This is a genomic window from Azonexus sp. GW821-FHT04F04 (genome assembly GCF_059420025.1).
On record NZ_JBWKSX010000013.1, the window covers coordinates 35171 to 52645 of the forward strand.

The 17475-nt window shown below is 57.3% G+C and carries 18 protein-coding genes; 13 read left to right on the forward strand and 5 right to left on the reverse strand.

Going from position 1 to position 17475, the window contains the following annotated elements:
* Window positions 1–29: 29 nt before the first annotated feature.
* Window positions 30–1379, reverse strand: coding sequence for a sigma-54-dependent transcriptional regulator (locus AC07TV_RS19840; RefSeq protein ID WP_494650106.1), 1350 nt, complete (start codon window positions 1377–1379; stop codon window positions 30–32).
* Entirely contained in the window at window positions 1372–2493 is a 1122-nt protein-coding gene (locus AC07TV_RS19845; RefSeq protein ID WP_494650107.1) for a sensor histidine kinase, read from the reverse strand. The genes AC07TV_RS19840 and AC07TV_RS19845 overlap by 8 nt, the downstream gene beginning before the upstream one ends.
* Before the next feature lie 233 nt (window positions 2494–2726).
* On the opposite strand from AC07TV_RS19845, the gene fliF reads away from it, so the two are divergent.
* From fliF to fliR, 13 genes are all read left to right on the forward strand, one after another.
* Complete coding sequence (gene fliF / locus AC07TV_RS19850; protein WP_494650108.1) at window positions 2727–4424, forward strand: flagellar basal-body MS-ring/collar protein FliF; 1698 nt, start codon at window positions 2727–2729, stop codon at window positions 4422–4424.
* Window positions 4414–5418 carry a flagellar motor switch protein FliG gene (gene fliG / locus AC07TV_RS19855; RefSeq protein ID WP_494650109.1) on the forward strand — a complete coding sequence of 335 codons (1005 nt, stop codon included), beginning with the start codon at window positions 4414–4416 and terminating at the stop codon, window positions 5416–5418. Before fliF ends, fliG begins: the two co-directional genes overlap by 11 nt.
* A 6-nt stretch (window positions 5419–5424) precedes the next feature.
* Complete coding sequence (locus AC07TV_RS19860; protein ID WP_494650110.1) at window positions 5425–6144, forward strand: FliH/SctL family protein; 720 nt, start codon at window positions 5425–5427, stop codon at window positions 6142–6144.
* Complete coding sequence (gene fliI / locus AC07TV_RS19865; RefSeq protein ID WP_494650111.1) at window positions 6141–7544, forward strand: flagellar protein export ATPase FliI; 1404 nt, start codon at window positions 6141–6143, stop codon at window positions 7542–7544. Before AC07TV_RS19860 ends, fliI begins: the two co-directional genes overlap by 4 nt.
* A gap of 3 nt (window positions 7545–7547) precedes the next feature.
* A complete protein-coding gene (gene fliJ, locus AC07TV_RS19870; RefSeq protein WP_494650112.1) occupies window positions 7548–8003 on the forward strand; it encodes a flagellar export protein FliJ in 456 nt (151 codons plus the stop codon).
* An 82-nt stretch (window positions 8004–8085) separates the two neighbouring features.
* On the forward strand, window positions 8086–9327 hold the full coding sequence (locus AC07TV_RS19875; RefSeq protein ID WP_494650113.1) for a flagellar hook-length control protein FliK: 1242 nt from the start codon (window positions 8086–8088) through the stop codon (window positions 9325–9327).
* Between the two features lie 35 nt (window positions 9328–9362).
* Window positions 9363–9929 carry a flagellar basal body-associated FliL family protein gene (locus AC07TV_RS19880; RefSeq protein ID WP_494650114.1) on the forward strand — a complete coding sequence of 189 codons (567 nt, stop codon included), beginning with the start codon at window positions 9363–9365 and terminating at the stop codon, window positions 9927–9929.
* 6 nt (window positions 9930–9935) lie between these two features.
* On the forward strand, window positions 9936–10952 hold the full coding sequence (gene fliM, locus AC07TV_RS19885; RefSeq protein ID WP_494650115.1) for a flagellar motor switch protein FliM: 1017 nt from the start codon (window positions 9936–9938) through the stop codon (window positions 10950–10952).
* Complete coding sequence (gene fliN / locus AC07TV_RS19890) at window positions 10945–11382, forward strand: flagellar motor switch protein FliN (protein ID WP_494650116.1); 438 nt, start codon at window positions 10945–10947, stop codon at window positions 11380–11382. The genes fliM and fliN overlap by 8 nt, the downstream gene beginning before the upstream one ends.
* A gap of 129 nt (window positions 11383–11511) precedes the next feature.
* Complete coding sequence (gene fliO, locus AC07TV_RS19895) at window positions 11512–11922, forward strand: flagellar biosynthetic protein FliO (protein WP_494650117.1); 411 nt, start codon at window positions 11512–11514, stop codon at window positions 11920–11922.
* Window positions 11915–12661, forward strand: a complete 747-nt coding sequence (gene fliP / locus AC07TV_RS19900; protein ID WP_494650118.1) for a flagellar type III secretion system pore protein FliP — start codon at window positions 11915–11917, stop codon at window positions 12659–12661. The genes fliO and fliP overlap by 8 nt, the downstream gene beginning before the upstream one ends.
* Window positions 12658–12927, forward strand: a complete 270-nt coding sequence (fliQ, locus tag AC07TV_RS19905; protein ID WP_494650119.1) for a flagellar biosynthesis protein FliQ — start codon at window positions 12658–12660, stop codon at window positions 12925–12927. Before fliP ends, fliQ begins: the two co-directional genes overlap by 4 nt.
* A gap of 2 nt (window positions 12928–12929) precedes the next feature.
* Window positions 12930–13715 (forward strand): flagellar biosynthetic protein FliR, encoded by a 786-nt coding sequence (gene fliR / locus AC07TV_RS19910; RefSeq protein ID WP_494650120.1) that lies wholly within the window; start codon window positions 12930–12932, stop codon window positions 13713–13715.
* Here the strand turns inward: fliR and AC07TV_RS19915 are convergent.
* The 3 genes from AC07TV_RS19915 to flgK are packed head-to-tail and all read right to left on the reverse strand — an operon-like array spanning window position 13709 to window position 17429.
* Window positions 13709–14167, reverse strand: coding sequence for a hypothetical protein (locus AC07TV_RS19915; RefSeq protein WP_494650121.1), 459 nt, complete (start codon window positions 14165–14167; stop codon window positions 13709–13711). The genes fliR and AC07TV_RS19915 overlap by 7 nt on opposite strands.
* A complete protein-coding gene (gene flgL / locus AC07TV_RS19920) occupies window positions 14164–15384 on the reverse strand; it encodes a flagellar hook-associated protein FlgL (RefSeq protein WP_494650122.1) in 1221 nt (406 codons plus the stop codon). Before flgL ends, AC07TV_RS19915 begins: the two co-directional genes overlap by 4 nt.
* Before the next feature lie 11 nt (window positions 15385–15395).
* Window positions 15396–17429, reverse strand: a complete 2034-nt coding sequence (gene flgK, locus AC07TV_RS19925) for a flagellar hook-associated protein FlgK (protein WP_494650123.1) — start codon at window positions 17427–17429, stop codon at window positions 15396–15398.
* Window positions 17430–17475 lie beyond the last annotated feature (46 nt).

A 17475-nucleotide genomic window follows, 5' to 3' on the forward strand; every position in this document is an offset into this window, starting at 1 on the left:
CCTCAATACAAGCAATAGTCAGGCCAATATCAGTCTTCGAAAAACCCTTCGTCCCGGTACTGCTGCAACTTGTAGCGCAATGTCCGTTCTGAAATTCCCAAGCGCTCGATAGCCAGCTTTCTTGAGCCATCGACTTCTGCCAAGGTCCGGAGGATATGTTCGCGCTCCAGATCTTTCATATTATCAACTCTTTTGTCTGCTTCAAGCACGGGTCTTTCCGTCACAACCTTCGCTGCAACTCCAGCCGGCGCAGGTGCCAACCGGAGATGCTCGACAGAAATCTCCGACCCGGTCGACAAAATGAGGGCGCGCTGAATCACATTTTCCAGCTCCCGGACGTTGCCAGGCCATGGATGTTGGACCAGAGCCTGCTCAGCCAAAGCCCCAAAACTGACACCGTTCCGACCAAAGCAACCGCCATGCTCGACCAGAAAATAGCGGGCGATCGGCACGATATCGAGCGGCCGCTCACGTAGCGGCGGTATCGCTACCGGAAATACATTGAGGCGGTAATAGAGATCCTCGCGAAAAACCCCTTTGGCCACCGCCTCAGCCATATCGCGGTTGGACGTCGCAACGATGCGGATATTCAGCGCAACCGGCTTTTTGCCACCCACCCGCTCGACCTCGCGCTCCTGCAAGACGCGGAGCAATTTGGCTTGGAGCCCCATCGGCATTTCGGTGACCTCATCAAGCAGCAGCGTACCATCCTGCGCCTGCTCGAACTTTCCGGCCTGCGCCTGCTGGGCGCCGGTAAAGGCCCCTTTCTCGTAGCCAAACAGAGTCGCTTCGAGCAAACTATCCGGAATCGCCGCGCAGTTGATCGCCACGAATGGTCCGTTCCGACGCGCCGACTGCCGATGAATGAAGCGAGCGACCACTTCCTTGCCAACCCCCGATTCTCCGGTAAGGAGAACGGTCGCATCGGTCTGCGCCACGCGCTGGGCGATGGCAAACAATTCACGGCTGGCCGGATCAATGGCAACAACCCCGGCACCGTCATCGGTTCCCGGCAACTCATATTTATTGATGTGGGCGAGCAAGGCCTTCGGCTCGAAAGGCTTGAGAAGGAAGTCACAGGCGCCCGAGCGCATGGCATCAACCGCCTTGTCCACCTCGGCATACGCCGTCATCAAAACTACCGGCAGATGCGGCAGGCGCGCCCGAATTTCCTTTAAAAGCGAAATGCCATCCATCGGCATCATGCGAACATCGCTGACGACAATCGAAAAAGCCTGCTCAGTCAGCACCTTCAAAGCGGCTTCGCCGCCATCGACTGCCACATAAGGGCGCCCGGCAAGCTCCAGAGTGTCACCAATCGCCTCGCGCAGACTGGGATCATCTTCAACGACAAGAATAGGCAAACTATTTTCAGCCATGGTGTTCAGATTCGCTCTCTACCGGAGCAACCGGCAAGGTGATGACAAACTCGGCGCCGTCGCCAGGCTCCGAAAACAGTTCGATCGCCCCCCCATGCGCCCGCGCCACGCCAAGCGCAATGGCCAATCCCAAACCAGTCCCCTGCCCCTTGGTAGTGAAAAAAGGCTCAAAGATGCGTGCCTGCATTTCACGCGAGATCCCCGGTCCGCTATCGCGCACGCCAACCGCCACAAGATCGCCGCGACGATTGCCGGACAGGCAAATTTTGCCGCCCGCCGTTGTCGCCTGCATGGCATTTTCCAGCAAATTGACGAGAGCCCCAAACAAAGCTTTGCGACTGCCGACGATCACCGCTCCTGCACAACCGTCATCCAACAAAAATTCGAGACCGCGCTCGCCCATCAGCGGCTCGACCGTTTGCGCCGCCTCGGCCAACAAATCTGATACCAGGATGACATCCCGCCCAATACTCTCACCCCGCGCAAAGAGAAGAACATCCTGAATCAGGCGCTCCAAACGACGCAACTGTCCGCTGGCCTTCTCCGAAAATCGGGCTCGCGCCTCATCCGAAACACCGGCCTGGCCAAGGTTGGAGGTATAGAGCAGCGCGGCAGCCAGGGGCGTACGCAGTTGATGAGCCAGCGAAGCAGCCATTTCGCCCATGGCCGCCAGGCGCTGGTTGCGCTCCAGCTCGGTCTTCATGCGGTGAGCGGCTGTTACGTCATGGATGAGAAGAATTTTTCCACCGGCAGAAGGCAACGAACTCTCTCCGATCGATAAGCGGCTATCGCCGTGCAACCACTCACCAATCGCCAATGTCGGCTCCAGACTGGCGCGCGCCACATCCCCCCAGTGCTGCCCGACCATGTCCGCCCCGAAAATTGCCATGGCAGCCGGGTTGACCGCAACAACGAGGGCGGCGGAATCAAGCAGCACCACACCGGCCGGCAAGGCGTCGAGCAAAGACGAGAGACGTTCGGAAAGTGCTTCTTTTTCCTGATATTGCCGACGCAATTCACCGTTGGCGATCGCCAGTTCCTCGGTCAGTGAGGCGGCGCGAACCTGCAGCGCTTCATAGGCCTGGGTCAACTCGGCCGAAACCTGATTGAACATGGCAAATGCCCGTTGCAATTCGGCGGTCTTGGTGTCTGTGTCTGGTATCAAGAGATTGATCTGTGCGGCAACATCGAAAAAGAAAGGGTGAATTCAGCTCGGGTAATAGTAGAATATTTCTAGGATAATTTGGCTTCTCGATTGATTCTTCTTCTGTTTCACCGCAATTTGACCGGCTATTGATGGCAGCAACAACTGAGACGACAGCAGGAAACGCACCGGCAGGAAATCCGGTGGAACGTCTGCGCGACGCCTTCGACCGGCTCGGCAGCCAGCAGAAGCTTGTCTTCATGGTAGCGACGGCCGCAATGATCGCGATTATCGTCGGCGCGATTCTGTGGAGCCGGCAGCCAGACTGGAAAACCCTGTTCTCCAATCTCAACGAGAAGGATGGCGGGACTATCGTCACCGTTCTCGAGCAGCAAAATATTCCTCACCGCTACAGCGACAACGGCGCATTGCAGGTCCCGGCCGACCGCGTCCATGACATTCGCCTCAAACTGGCCTCACAGGGACTGCCACGCGGCGGCATGGTGGGTTTCGAATTGATGGAAAACCAGAAATTCGGCATTAGTCAGTTTGCCGAACAGGTCAATTACCAACGCGGCCTGGAAGGCGAACTGGCCCGCACCATCCAGTCAATTGGCGCGGTGCAGTCGGCACGGGTCCATCTGGCCATCCCCAAACCCTCGGTCTTCGTCCGCGAAGAACAAAAGCCGACAGCATCGATCATGCTCAACGTCTATCCCGGACGCTCGCTGGATGGCGCACAGATCGCCGGCATTACGCACCTGGTTTCGTCGAGCGTACCGCAATTGCCGGCCACCAACGTCACGGTAATCGACCAGACTGGTGCCCTGCTTTCACAACTAAAAAACAGGCTCACTGAAGCCGGCCTCGATGCCACACAGGTCAAATATGTTCGGGATATCGAGGGCAGTATCATCAGGCGCATTGAGGACATCCTAAAGCCGATGCTGGGCGGCGAAAACTTCAAGGTTCAGGTCGCTGCCGACATCGACTTTTCCCAAAGCGAGCAAACAGCTGAAAGCTACCGCCCGAACAATACGCCGGAAACCACCGCCATCCGTAGTCGGCAGACCAATGAATCGGCCAGCGTGAACCAATCAGCCGGGGGCGTTCCTGGCGCACTGACCAACCAGCCTCCGGTTCCGGCCACCGCACCGCTGACCCAACCAGCAACCGGCACCTCCCCCGGTCAACCGGGAAAAACGGCCGAAACTCAAGGCAAGCTTGACGCCGCTGGCGTTACGGCGCCGCTCAACGGCGTCGGCCAGCCGATCAACACAAGCAAGGCCGCAACGGTCAATTTTGAAGTCGACAAGACTATCCGCCACACGAAACAGGGCATGGGCGACATCCGGCGCCTGTCTGCTGCCGTTGTCATCAATCATCGCAAGGACATCGACAAGAACGGCCAGCCGGTCAACAAGCCGATTCCCGAGGCGGAAATGAAGCAGATCAACGAATTGGTCCGCGAAGCGATGGGCTTCAACAAGGAACGCGGCGACTCGATCTCGGTTGCCAACGCGCCCTTCACCGCCGGCGAAAAGATTGATAGCTCGATACCGCTGTGGAAGGATCCGGAAACCATTTCCTACGCCAAGGATATTTTCAAGTACCTGTTGATCGCCCTGATCGTTGCCTTCCTCTTCCTGAAAATTATTCAGCCCTCGCTGAAAACGATGTTCCCGTCAGCCGCCGAGCGCCGGGCTGCATCAACCGCCGAGGGCGTCGCCGGCGCCGCAGCGCATGTCAAGATTGCTGGAATCGATGGCGAACCGGGCGAGGACCACGTGCGGATCGATCACTACGCCGCCAAGGTACAAAAGGCGCGCGACATAGCCGGTGCCGATCCAAAGGCAGTCGCCAACATCATCAAGGACTGGATGGGCGCCAATGCCTCCTAACGCAGAAGACGGCCTGGAAAGGAGTGCAACACTGTTGATCGCGCTCGGCGAAGACCATGCCGCCGAAGTGCTCAAGCACCTTGGACCTCGCGAGGTCCAAAAACTCGGGCATGCCATGGCTGCACTCAAGAGTGTGCCGCGAACAACAGTCGAAAGCGTACTGGACGAGTTCCACAAGAATGCCGAAGAACACGCGGCCGTACACGTCGACACCGACAACTACATTCGCTCCGTGCTGACCAAGGCGCTGGGTGACGACAAGGCATCGAACCTTATTTCACGCATCCTCCAAGGCGGCGAAACATCGGGGATCGAGGGCTTGAAATGGATGGACGCGACAACCGTCGCTGATTTGATCAAGAACGAGCACCCGCAGATCATCGCGACGATTCTGGTCCATCTGGAACACGACCACTCCAGCGAGATTCTCAATCACTTTACCGAGCGCCTGCGCAACGACGTTGTTTTGCGCATCGCCACGCTCGAAGGAATTCAACCATCCGCGTTGCGCGAGCTGAACGAAGCGATGATGCGCATCCTGTCCGGCTCGACCAGCGTGAAGCGGACGGCAATGGGCGGCATTCGCACCGTTGCCGAAATACTCAATTTCATCGGTACCGCCAACGAAACTTCGGTTGTCGATGCGATCCGTGAATACGACCCTGACCTGGCCCAGAAGATTCTCGATGAAATGTTTGTTTTCGAAAACCTGATGGAAATCGACGATCGCTCCATCCAGCTCATTTTGCGCGAAGTTCAGTCTGACTCGCTGATCCTTGCGCTCAAGGGTGCCTCTCCCGATCTCCGCGAAAAGATTTTCAAGAACATGTCGCAACGGGCTGCAGAAATGCTGCGCGAAGACCTCGAGTCGAAAGGGCCCGTCCGTCTTTCCGAAGTCGAAGGCGAGCAAAAGGAAATCCTCAAGGTGGTACGTCGGCTGGCAGACGAGGGACAAATCGTCCTTGGTGGTGCCGGCGGCGAACAAATGGTCTAACACGAGATGGCAGGCGTCATACCCAAGGACAAGCTCGCGGGCTATCAGCGCTGGAACATCGGCTCGCTCGATGCCAAACCCGTGTCACCCAGCCAGTCGCCAGTCGACACGACCAGCCCCGCCCCTGCAGCAGCCCCCTCCACCGCCTCCGGCCAACCCGAAGTGCATGCCGCGCAGAGCCTGACGAACGCTGAAGATGTTCAACGCATCCACGACGAAGCTCGTGCCACTGGATACAGCCTCGGCTACCGCGAAGGACTTGAATCCGGGCAACAGGCAATGGCGACAACGGCGGCCGAAACTACGGCGCAATTTGCCGAGCTTCTGGGCAACCTGCAGATATCCCTGGCTCATCTCGACCAACACGTCGCCGAACAGGTACTCAGCCTCGCCCTTGAAACGGCAGCACAAGTACTTCGCGGCGCGATCAACACGCGCCGAGAACTGCTCTTGCCTGTCATTCGCGAGGCACTCGCTGCATTGCCCCTGCATCATGCCCATGTCGTTCTCCGGCTGAGTCCGGCCGACGCCACGGTGATTCGCGAACAGATCGGCGAACAACTCTCCCAAACCGGCGCCCAGATCATTGACGACCCCGAGATTTCGCCGGGCGGATGCCTGCTTGTTGCCGGCGCAAGCGAGGTCGATGCCACGATTGAAACACGCTGGAAGCGTGTACTTGAGTCGATCGGTATCGCCCCTTCGGAATGGATGAACCAACCTTGATCGCCCTACCCGACCACGTCGGGCGCTGGCAGCGTTTTCTCGAAGGCTGCGAGTTGTCTGCCGCTTCTGCCCAACCTCTCTGGCCGGCGGGCCGTTTGACAAGGATCAACGGCCTCGTCATGGAGGCGTCGGGCCTGAAACTGCCGCTTGGCAGTTCATGTCATATTTTCCCGGCTAGCGGAGCACCAGTCGAGGCAGAAGTGGTCGGATTCGCCGGAGAAAAACTCTATCTGATGCCCTCCGATGATGTCTTCGGACTGGCCCCGGGCGCTCGCGTCATCGCTTGCGACACTCCCAACCCGGCGCCGCGGGTCGACTTTCCTGTCAAGCACAAGCGCCGGGCCATTGATCGTGCCAAGCAGGGTCCGGTTGGCGACGAGTTGCTAGGCCGTGTGCTCGACGGCGTTGGCCGCCCACTCGACAGCAAGGGTCCGCTCAGATCAAACCTGACCCGCCCCCTGCAAAGCCGCCCGATCAATCCGATGACCCGGGCAGCGATCGAACACCCTCTCGACGTCGGCATTCGTTCCATCAACGCACTGCTGACTGTTGGCCGAGGTCAGCGCATGGGGCTCTTCGCCGGGTCAGGCGTTGGCAAGTCGGTACTCCTAGGCATGATGGCTCGCTATACCGAAGCCGAAGTGATTGTCGTCGGACTTATCGGCGAACGCGGCCGGGAAGTGAAGGAGTTCATCGAGCAGATCCTTGGTGAAGAAGGCATGCGCCGGGCCGTCGTCGTTGCCGCACCGGCCGATACCGGCCCGCTGATGCGACTGCAGGGCGCAGCTTATGCAACGACCATTGCCGAGTATTTCCGTGACCAGGGAAAACAGGTTCTGCTCATCATGGACTCCCTGACCCGTTATGCCATGGCGCAACGGGAGATTGCCCTGGCCATTGGCGAACCCCCTGCAACGCGAGGCTATCCTCCCTCGGTATTTGCACGCTTGCCACAACTTGTCGAGCGGGCAGGTAACGGCCCGGAAGGCGGCGGCTCGATGACGGCCTTCTACACGGTTCTGGCCGAAGGCGATGACCAGCAGGATCCGATTGCCGATTCGGCGCGCGCCATTCTCGACGGTCACATCGTGTTATCCAGAACCTTGGCCGACGCCGGGCATTACCCGGCCATCGACATCGAGCAGTCGATCAGCCGCGCCATGGTCAATTTGATCGAACCGGCACAACTCGATCAAATTCGCCGTTTCAAGGTGCTCTTTGCCCGCTACCAGCGCTCCCGCGACCTGATTTCGGTTGGTGCCTATTCGCCGGGGTCTGACCCGGTGCTGGATCAGGCAATAAACCTCTATCCGCGGATGGAAGCCTTTCTTCAGCAGCAACTGACCGAGCAAGCCGATTTCACAAGCAGCGTCAGCGCCCTTTCTGCACTGTTCCCCTAAACCATGGCAAACAAGTTTTCGTTGCAGCCCTTGCTGGAACTGATGCAAACCCGTTCAGACGAAGCCACGCGCCAACTTGGCCAGTTGATTGCCGCCGAGCAAAGCGCCCGCAGCCGCCTTCAGATGCTTGAGGATTATCGTGCCGACTATGCAGTCAAATTGCGCGAAGCCTGCATGCAAGGGCTGACACCGATGGCACTAAGGAACTATCAGGACTTCCTCGCTCGCATCGATGAGGCAATCGGTCAGCAAACATTGGCCGTTCGCCATTCAGAGCAGAATACAGCGAGCGGTCAGGAAAACTGGAAAGAACAGAACAAGCGCCTGAAAGCCATCGACACCCTCTCGCATCGACACGACGTGCGTGAGAAAGTCCTTGATAACAAGCAGCAGCAGAAAATCCAGGAAGAACACTCGGCCCGAAAATACGCCGTGCGCAACGAAGAAGAATCGGACTGATATCAGGCACATGCCTTGCTTACCTTGACAGCATCTCCATGTACCCCAAGGTCTGATCATGAGTATTCCTGCAGTTACCAGTTTGATCGCAGCCCTCGGCGGAAAAACGGCCTTGCCCGGTCTTGGAGAAATACTTGCAGAGAACAGCTTGCCGCTAGACTTTGCAGCACTTCTTGCCGAGCAGATTCCTGCGTCAGGGCAGACCACCCCGGCATTACTCGCAGCCGAAAGCGCTCCGGCTGGCCAACAGCCGGACACTGAACTGCTGAGCGAGATCATTGCTCAGACGAGCATGGCCAAGGACAAAGCCACGCTTCCCATCGATACCAAGCCGTCGCCAAGCACCACGGTCATTGAGGGAAGTGCCGAGAATGTGCTGGCAGCGCTGTCCGCCAACCCCAGCCTGCCCGCAACGACCATCACTGAGCCAGATCACAAGGTGGAAGATAGCGAGAAGGAGCGAAAACTTGCGGCCAACGCCGACTCCATCCCGATGAATCCGGGCTTGGCGGCCCAGTACGTCGTACCAATGACCACTCCGCCAGTTCAAAATCGCCCCACTGAGAGTGTCGACCGCAACAAGCCGGACACAGCCCCTCATATGGCCAAGGCAGACGGCGTTGATTCCGCCGACAAGGACGGGCGCCCGGCCTTGTCGGAACAGAGGAACGCACTCCTTTCCAGCAATACTCAGACCGCCACACCTCCCACTACACCCATGGCCCAAAATACCGAATTGCGGATTCCGTCACGCTCGGACACCGGGAATGCGGCAATTCTTGCCGGCGACTCGAATCCCGGCAACAGCGGCTCGACCCCAGCCTTCGCAACGGCACTGGCCGCGACAGGAGCAGCGAATGGCACAGCTGCGCCAACGACCCAGCCGACCATCACCAGCGCAATCAATTCACCAAACTGGACTCAGGATTTTGGCTCCCGTGTCGTCTGGCTAGCCAAAAATGACCAACAGGTCGCCCAGATCAACATTAACCCGCCGCAACTGGGCCCGATTCAAATCACCCTCACGATCAACGGAGACCAGACTACCGCCGCATTCGCCTCGCCGCATCCGGAAGTCCGCCAGGCTATTCAGGACTCCCTGCCCCAACTGCGTGAAATGTTCTCGAATGCCGGCATCAGCCTCGGCCAAGCCAATGTTGGCAGCCAATTACCTTCACAGAACCGCGAAACTCCTTTTCAGTTTGGCAATGAAGCCCGCTCAACCGGGGAAAACGCTATACTTTCGCCCGATAGTCACGCAAGCTCCAACCCGGCCGGAATACCAATTCAGCGGGGACGAGGTTTGGTAGACCTGTTCGCATAACCGGATCGTCATGATCGAGTAAAGAGGGAGAGACAATGGCCAAGGATGCCAAGCCAGCCGAAGAAGGGGCCGAAGCCCCCCCGAAAAAAAGCAAAAAACTGTTGATCATCATCCTTGCCGTCGTTCTTCTAGTGGTGCTGGGTGGAGGCGCTGCCTTCATGTTGCTCAAGAAGGGCGACCACGCCGAGGACGATGAAGAAAACGCTGAAGAAACAGCCAAGCCCGCCAAAAAGAAAGACAAGAAAAAAGACAAGGAAGCGCATCCGGTCTTTATCAATCTCGATGCATTTACCGTCAATCTGGTCCCCGAAACCGGCGACCAGTATCTGCAGGTGGCGCTCTCGCTTGAAGTTGAAGATGCAACGGCCGAGCCGGATATCAAGACCAAGATGCCGAAGATTCGCAATAATCTGACCCTCTTGCTGTCGTCGAAAAAAGCCTCCGAACTACTACCCAAGGAAGGCAAGGAAAAACTGGCGGAAGCCCTCAAGGACGAGATCAATTCGGTCATTGAGCCCCCGGTCAAGAACAAGAAAGGTGTAGCCGAAGCCCCAGAAGGTCCGGTCAAGGCCGTCCTGTTCACCTCATTTATTATTCAGTAAGGATCCATGGCGGGAGATTTTCTATCCCAGGACGAGGTTGATGCCCTACTCAAGGGCGTCACCGGTGAAACCGACGAACCCGAAGACAGCGAAGGGGAAGGCGGCGGGATACGTTCGTACAATCTCGGCACCCAGGAGCGGATCGTCCGGGGTCGGATGCCGACACTGGAACTGGTCAATGAGCGCTTCGCGCGTTACCTGCGTATCGGCCTGTTCAACTACATGCATCGCAACGCGGAAATCTCGGTTGGCCCGATCCGCGTACAGAAATACAGCGAGTTCATCCGCAATCTGGTCGTCCCGACCAACCTGAATCTGGTCATTGCCAAGCCACTGCGCGGCACCGCATTGTTTGTCTTCGATCCGAACCTGGTATTTCTGGTCGTCGACAACATGTTCGGTGGCGATGGACGCTTCCATACCCGCGTTGAAGGACGTGATTTCACGGCCACCGAACAGCGCATCATCCAGGGTTTACTGAACGTTGTTTTCACCGAGTACAGCAAATCTTGGAAGCCGGTGTACGACATCAACTTCGAGTACATTCGCTCGGAGATGAACTCGCAGTTCGCCAATATCGCAACGCCGTCGGAAATCGTCGTTTCAACGACATTCACGCTTGAATTCGGGGGCGCGACGGCAGATATGCACATCTGCTTCCCGTACTCGATGCTCGAGCCGATCCGCGACCTGCTCTACAGCACGATGCAAAGTGACCAGCTATCGACCGACAAGCGCTGGATCGGCACGTTACGCAAGCAGTTGCAGGGGGCCGAAGTGGAAATTGTCGCGCATCTGGGGACGGGGAAAATATCGCTGCGCGAAATTCTGAATCTCAAAGAGGGCGACGTTATTCCCCTGAACCTGTCGCCGAAAATAGAGGCACTGGTTGATAACGTGCCTTTGATGGAATGTTCCTATGGCCAGCAAAACGGCCAATACGCACTTAAAGTCGAGCGATTCATCGCTGCTTCGCCCGACGCACCGCCCGGGGAACCGGTGATGGGAGAGAAAAATGGCTGATGATATCGAAAACATGGAAGCTCCTGCTGAAGACGCCGGGCAGATCAGTGAGGACGACTGGGCTGCCGCCATGGCCGAACAGGTCGTTAGCGATGGCGCCACGGCCACCGTCCAACCGGCTGACATCTTCCCGTCCTTCTCTGCACCATTGGGCCAGGGCGGGATAATGAACGAACTCGACATGATTCTCGACATTCCCGTCCAGATCACAGTCGAGCTTGGCCGGACCAAAATCACCATCAAGAACCTGCTGCAACTGGCCCACGGCTCCGTCGTCGAACTCGATGCAATGGCTGGCGAGCCGATGGATGTGCTGGTCAACGGCACGCTCATCGCGCAAGGGGAAGTGGTCGTGGTGAACGACAAATTCGGTATCCGCCTGACCGACATCATCACGCCTTCGGAGCGGATGCGAAAGCTGAACCGCTGATATGGTGGTCTGCGCCGCAGACCACCACCTTTCAATTTTGGGCAAAATTTCCGGTTGACCGTGGCAAAGTCAATTTTCAGGTTTGGGTTTAAGATAGCGCCCTAACCTACTTTGAACGCGATCCCAGACTTGCTGCGCCTTCTCTTTCCTCTGCTGCTGCCTATCACCGCGTGGGGTAGCGACGCCGCCAACCCCGGCATTCCAGCCGGCACCTACCTGCAGGCGACCTTGGCCCTGCTCCTCATCCTCGGACTGCTTTTCGGCACTGCCTGGCTGGCCCGCAAACTGTCGGGAGGCAAAGGTTTCGGCCAGGGAGGCATGAAGATTATCGGTGGCGTTGCGCTGGGTCCGCGCGAACGTATCGTACTTGTTGAGGTCGGCGACAGCTGGCTGGTCATAGGCATCGTCCCCGGGCAGATTCGTACGCTGCATCAACTCCCCAAGGGCAGCAGCACGGAGGTTGAGCCGACCGCCGGCACAACAGAAGCACCTTTTGCCCAGTGGTTGAAGTCGATAAAGGAACGCCAGAACAATGCTTAGGCGAGTCGTCCTCGGGCTTGGCCTGCTACTCCCCCCGGTCTTGGCTCTGGCCCAGGCTGCCGGAGGACTGCCTTCAGTCACCAGCACACCAACCGGCGGTGGGGGCACCACCTACAGCCTGACCATCCAGACACTGCTCTTCCTCACGGCGCTGACCTTCCTGCCAGCGGCCGTGCTGATGATGACGAGTTTTACCCGCATCATCATCGTGCTGTCCCTGCTTCGCCATGCCATGGGCACGCAAACATCGCCTCCCAATCAAATCCTGGTCGGTTTGGCGCTGTTTCTGACCTTTTTCATCATGTCGCCAACCCTCGATCAGGTCTATACCGACGCCTACCTGCCGCTATCTGAGAACAAGATCAACATCGCCCAGGCCGGCGAACGGGCGGCAGTTCCAATGCGCAGCTTCATGCTGCGCCAGACCCGAGAGGCCGACATCGCCATGCTGGCGAGTGTCGCCAAGGTCGATAAAATCGAAAAGCCTGACGACATCCCGCTGCGCGTCCTGATTCCTGCCTTCGTCATCAGCGAGTTGAAAACAGCGTTCCAGATCGGTTTCATCATATTCATCCCCTTCCTGATCATCGACATGGTAGTTGCCAGCCTGCTGATGTCGATGGGCATGATGATGATGTCGCCGGTCATGGTGGCCCTGCCCTTCAAGTTGATGCTCTTCGTCCTGGTCGATGGCTGGCATCTGGTCATTGGCTCACTGGTCAAAAGCTTCAATCCATGACTCCGGGTGTCGTCATGGAAATCGGCCGCCAGGCGATCGAAGTCACCCTCGTTCTGGCGGCCCCGATGCTGCTCTCCGCTCTGGTCGTTGGCTTGATCGTTAGCATCTTTCAGGCGGCAACCCAGCTTAACGAAGCGACTCTGCAGTTCGTCCCGAAACTGGTCGTCATGTTCATGGTCCTGATCCTCGTCGGTCCCTGGATGCTGGAATACATGATTGACTACATCCAGCGTCTGTTCGAGAGCATTCCACAGCTGATCGGCTGACCATGCTCAGCATAACCACGGCACAACTCGACGCCTGGATTGTTGCCTTTGCCTATCCGCTGACCCGCATTCTGGCCTTTATCGCCACCTCGCCGCTCTGGGGTTCAGCCGGAATTCCCCGACGCACCCGGCTCATTCTAGGCATCGGCATAGCCATCGCCATCGCCCCGGCCCTGCCGGCGATGCCGACGGTCGCCCCAGGCTCGCTTGCAGGCCTCTGGATCTTGGCGCAGCAAATGCTGATTGGTATCGGCATGGGCTTCGCGGCCCGCATTGTCTTCGCCGCCGTCGATGTCGCCGGCGAATTCGTTGGCGCCCAGATGGGACTTGGCTTTGCAACGTCTTACGACCCTCTGAGCTCGTCACAAACACCTGTGATCGGCGAGTTCATCGGCCTCATCAGTTTCCTGCTGTTTCTCTCACTAAACGGCCATCTGATGTATGTCGCCACCCTGGCGCAGAGCTTTTATGCCATACCGGTCAGTGCGACGCCCATAGCAGCGACAAGCTGGCTGAATTTGGTCGAACTCGGGTCAAAAATGTTTTCGGTCGGGGTCTTGCTCGCGCTCCCCGTGGTTGTCGCACTAATGATTACCAACATTGCGCTGGCAGTGCTCACCCGGGCCGCACCTCAATTGAATATATTTGCGCTGGGCTTCCCGCTCACCATGATCGGCGGTTTCATCTCGCTGGCCGTCAGCATGAACTATCTGGCCACCCCGTTGCAGGCGCTCTACGAATACGCCCTTAGTGCAACCTTGGGTTTCGCCGTTCCCGCCGCTCAGTAGCGCTCATTCATTTTGTAGGAATCAGCATCCTGGCGCTGCACCAAGCGTATCGTTCCCTCCGCCATACGCCGTGCGCCTATGGTTTGAGAATCAATACCCTCAGTGTATTCGAGAATCTGATAGCTGGAAAAACCGTTCTCGTACTGTAACTGGCTGGCGCGCCGCTTGAGTATCTGCACAGACTCGCCAGCGCCACCGGTATGGTAACGCTTCATCTTCATGGAGAAGCGATAGACATCCGGCGACAGCTTGGATTCTTCGATCTCCCAGTTGGGCGCCAGCGGATCATAGACCAGATAGATCGCCGCCCCGACCACGGCTGCCGTTGCCAGAGAAGACAGACTAATTCCAGTCTTGGCCGTAAGCTGAATGGTCTCATTCGGAATCAGGGGCGTTCCCCCGCAACCAGCCAGACAGGCGGAGGCAATTAGTGTGGCGCCAATTTTTTTCATAGGTAATTGAACAGCGACATCTGGCTAACCTGCTTGAATGAAAGCTGCGCCGCCTCGAGCACCATTTTCTGATTGGCCATGTCGGACACCGCCTTGGTGTAGTCCAAATTCTGCAGCTTGCCCAAATCGGTCTGGTATTGCAGGTCTCGATCAGAGCCTGCACTCGTCAGATTCTCGAGCTCAAGCCGGCGGGCGCCAACAGAGGTTTGTGCCGTCAGCAGATGGTCAAATGCCTGCCCCAAGTTCTGGCGAATCTGCGTCATCTGATTCTTGAACGCTGCCTTGGTCGCAGCACTGCTCGACACATTGGCATTCAACGCCTTGATCATGCTGTCCAGCGTCGTGAAAATATCCTGATTGCTGGCAGGCTGAGCCGTAAAGGTGTCACCTGCAGCCGGCGTGCCAGAAATGTTGATCTTGATCTGCTGCGCTGCCGGGCCAACCACAATATCCGAACCTGCGGTATAAACTTGGCCAGTCAGAGAAGGGGTAGCAGACCCATTGACGTATACGTCATACACGCCAGGAGCCGTAAAAGTCAGTTGATAGGTGCTGCCGTCATAGCCGGAAATCGTTGAAGACGCGCCAAGAACGCCAGTCCCCGTATTGGTGGCTCCGGCACTCGCCATGAACTGCCCGTTACCCTGAGGAATGCGCACGAACACATCGCTGCCAGACGCGGAAACATCCATCAAGCGCCCTGTTTCAACCTGCAATTGACGATTCCCATCATCGCCATGATAAGAAGTAATTCGGCTCCCCGGAGACCCAGAGACGCCAAATGGCTCCGTTTCCCCCCGAAATCCCGAGAACAGATGCTGCCCTAGCCCATCCGTGCTGTTTGCCAGACCCAGCAACTGGCTGAAGCTCTCACTGACATCAGATGCAATTGCCTGACGGGAAGTATCGCTGATATTCTGATTGTCGGCTTCAGCGGCCCTGACCATCACGTTCGAAATTAGATCGCTCGCACTTCTCAGAGTGCTTTCCAGACTCGTCAATTGACTGGCTGCACTGCCCTGATTGTCCATAAACTGAGAATTGATTGACTGTCGCTGACTGACCTCCAGCGCCTGCGCCGCCGCAACAGGATCATCGGACGGGGTCAGGATACGTCGCCCGGTCGACATCTGATTTTGCAGTTTGTACAAGTTAGTCTGCAACTGCAGCATATTCTGCGTGCCCGTGTCGAACATCATCGAAGTGCTTATACGCATGATGCAATTCCTTAATTGGAGATGCCAAGAAGCGTATCAAACAGCTTCGAAGCAATATCGAGCGATCTGGCCGAGGCCTGATAGGCCTGTTGATAGCGGATGAGGTTGGCAGCTTCCTCATCAAGGTTGACACCGGATACCGCCGAGCGTGCCAACTCGTTCTGCTTAAGGAGGGCTTGCTGCGCCTCCCCGCTGACTTTGATCTGGCGAGTCACCGAACCGACACCACTGACCAGGCTTGAGTAACTTCCCTGAAATGTCGCTCGACCACCTTCCATCGTATTTTGTGTCTGCAACGCGGCTAGTTTGACTGCATTTCGACTATCGGACACGCCGCTGGTATTCGTATTGATGCTAAAGCTGTCACCGTTAGCCGGAGCTCCCGAAACATCGACCGAAATACCGTTATAGGTAATGCGTGCCAATTCCGATCCGGCGTTCAGTCGATTGATCGACCCCGCGGCAATGGCCAACGTGGTTCCGTCAGCATAGGTTGCACTTACAGTCCCCGATGCGGGGAAGGTGAAGGTAAATGCCCCCCCCCCCTGACTGTAAGTGAACCCGACAGGGAGGTTTGCCAACGAGTACCCCGGGCTGACAGCTCCCTGGCTAACCTGCAACGAGCCGGTATTCCCGGAACCCAGCGTAGTCACGCTAGGCGCTGCAGCAGCAATCCGCTTTACATCGGCGGCAATCGCTGAATTAACCTGAAAATTTCTCGCTGCGTCCCGGGTTGGCTCGATCCGGTAATCCACGCCAACCGTTGGCGCACTTCCGCCAATCGAGAACCCTTCGCCAACAATCAGGGCGTTCAGAGCAGCAACACTCGCGGCTGCCCCGCTAGCCGGGAATACCACACCATCGGACAGTCGCGTAAGCGTCATGCTGGTCGCTGAAGTAGCGGTGAGCACATAGTCACTACCAGTCAGACTGGTTTTGAAATTTCCGGTCGCCGGATCACCGGTCGGGGCCAGAAAACTGGCCGTTACCGAATTTGCACCGCTAGCACTGGCAAGCACTTTGGGCTGAGACAGTTCAAAGAAGTTCGCCTGAAAGCCAGTCGTCGCGGAGGTCTGGTTCAAGCCGTCCAGGTCCTGCCCCAATGCGTGCTGAGCATTGAAGGTCAGAGCAATTGACGTAGCAATCTGTCCGAGCGTATTTGTCGCATCGTCCAGCGCATTGTTGCGGAACTTCATCAAGCCACCGAGGGCACCGCCTTCAATCAGGGATTCCGACAACTCCTGGACAGCCCCCGACTGACCGCGCAAGCCAACGACGATCCGTTCGGGATCGGAACTTGAAGTTATCGGGACCAGTTTGTTCACGACAGAACCAACCACCAGTTGCTGGCCGTTCCCGACAAAAACGTTGAAATTACCAATCGAGTCCTCAACAGTTGTCACCCGAACATGCTTGTTCAGGTCCGCAACCAGTTGATCGCGCAAATCAAGTAGATCGTTGGGTGGCTGGTTGGTCGCTGCTTCAGCCCGCGTGATCTGATCATTCACATCGGCAAGTTGTTGAGCATAAACATTGATCAACTCTATTTCACCGCTGATTTCACCATTCACGCTGTCGTAAAGCTCGGTAAGACGGGTGGACATTGAATTGAATCGTCCAGCCAAGGCTTCTGCCGATGACAACATGCTCTGGCGTGCCGAGACAAGTGATGGGTTGGCTGCCACTTGCTGCACACCGGTAAAGAACTCCTGCATGGCAGGTGCCAGACCCGAACTCGGATCACCCAGCATATTGTCGATTTGGCTCAGCTTGGCCAGTTGGGTCGCCGATTCAGACGCCGCGGCCTGGGCAGCGAACGTCTGCGCAGTCAGATATTTATCATAGGAGCGACGAACGGTATCGACGGTTGTGCCACTACCAAAGTAACCAGACCCCGTCAGCCGAGGAATGCCGGCAGATTGCTGGATATATTGACGGCTGTAGCCGGGGGTGTTGGCATTGGCGATGTTGTGCTGAGTCGCCTCCAGTCCCAGTTGCGCCGCATGGATCCCGGTAATCCCGATTGATAGCATTCCGCTACTCATAGCAATTCCTTTACTCTACAGCTTTGTTAACGGCCCCGATCCCAGA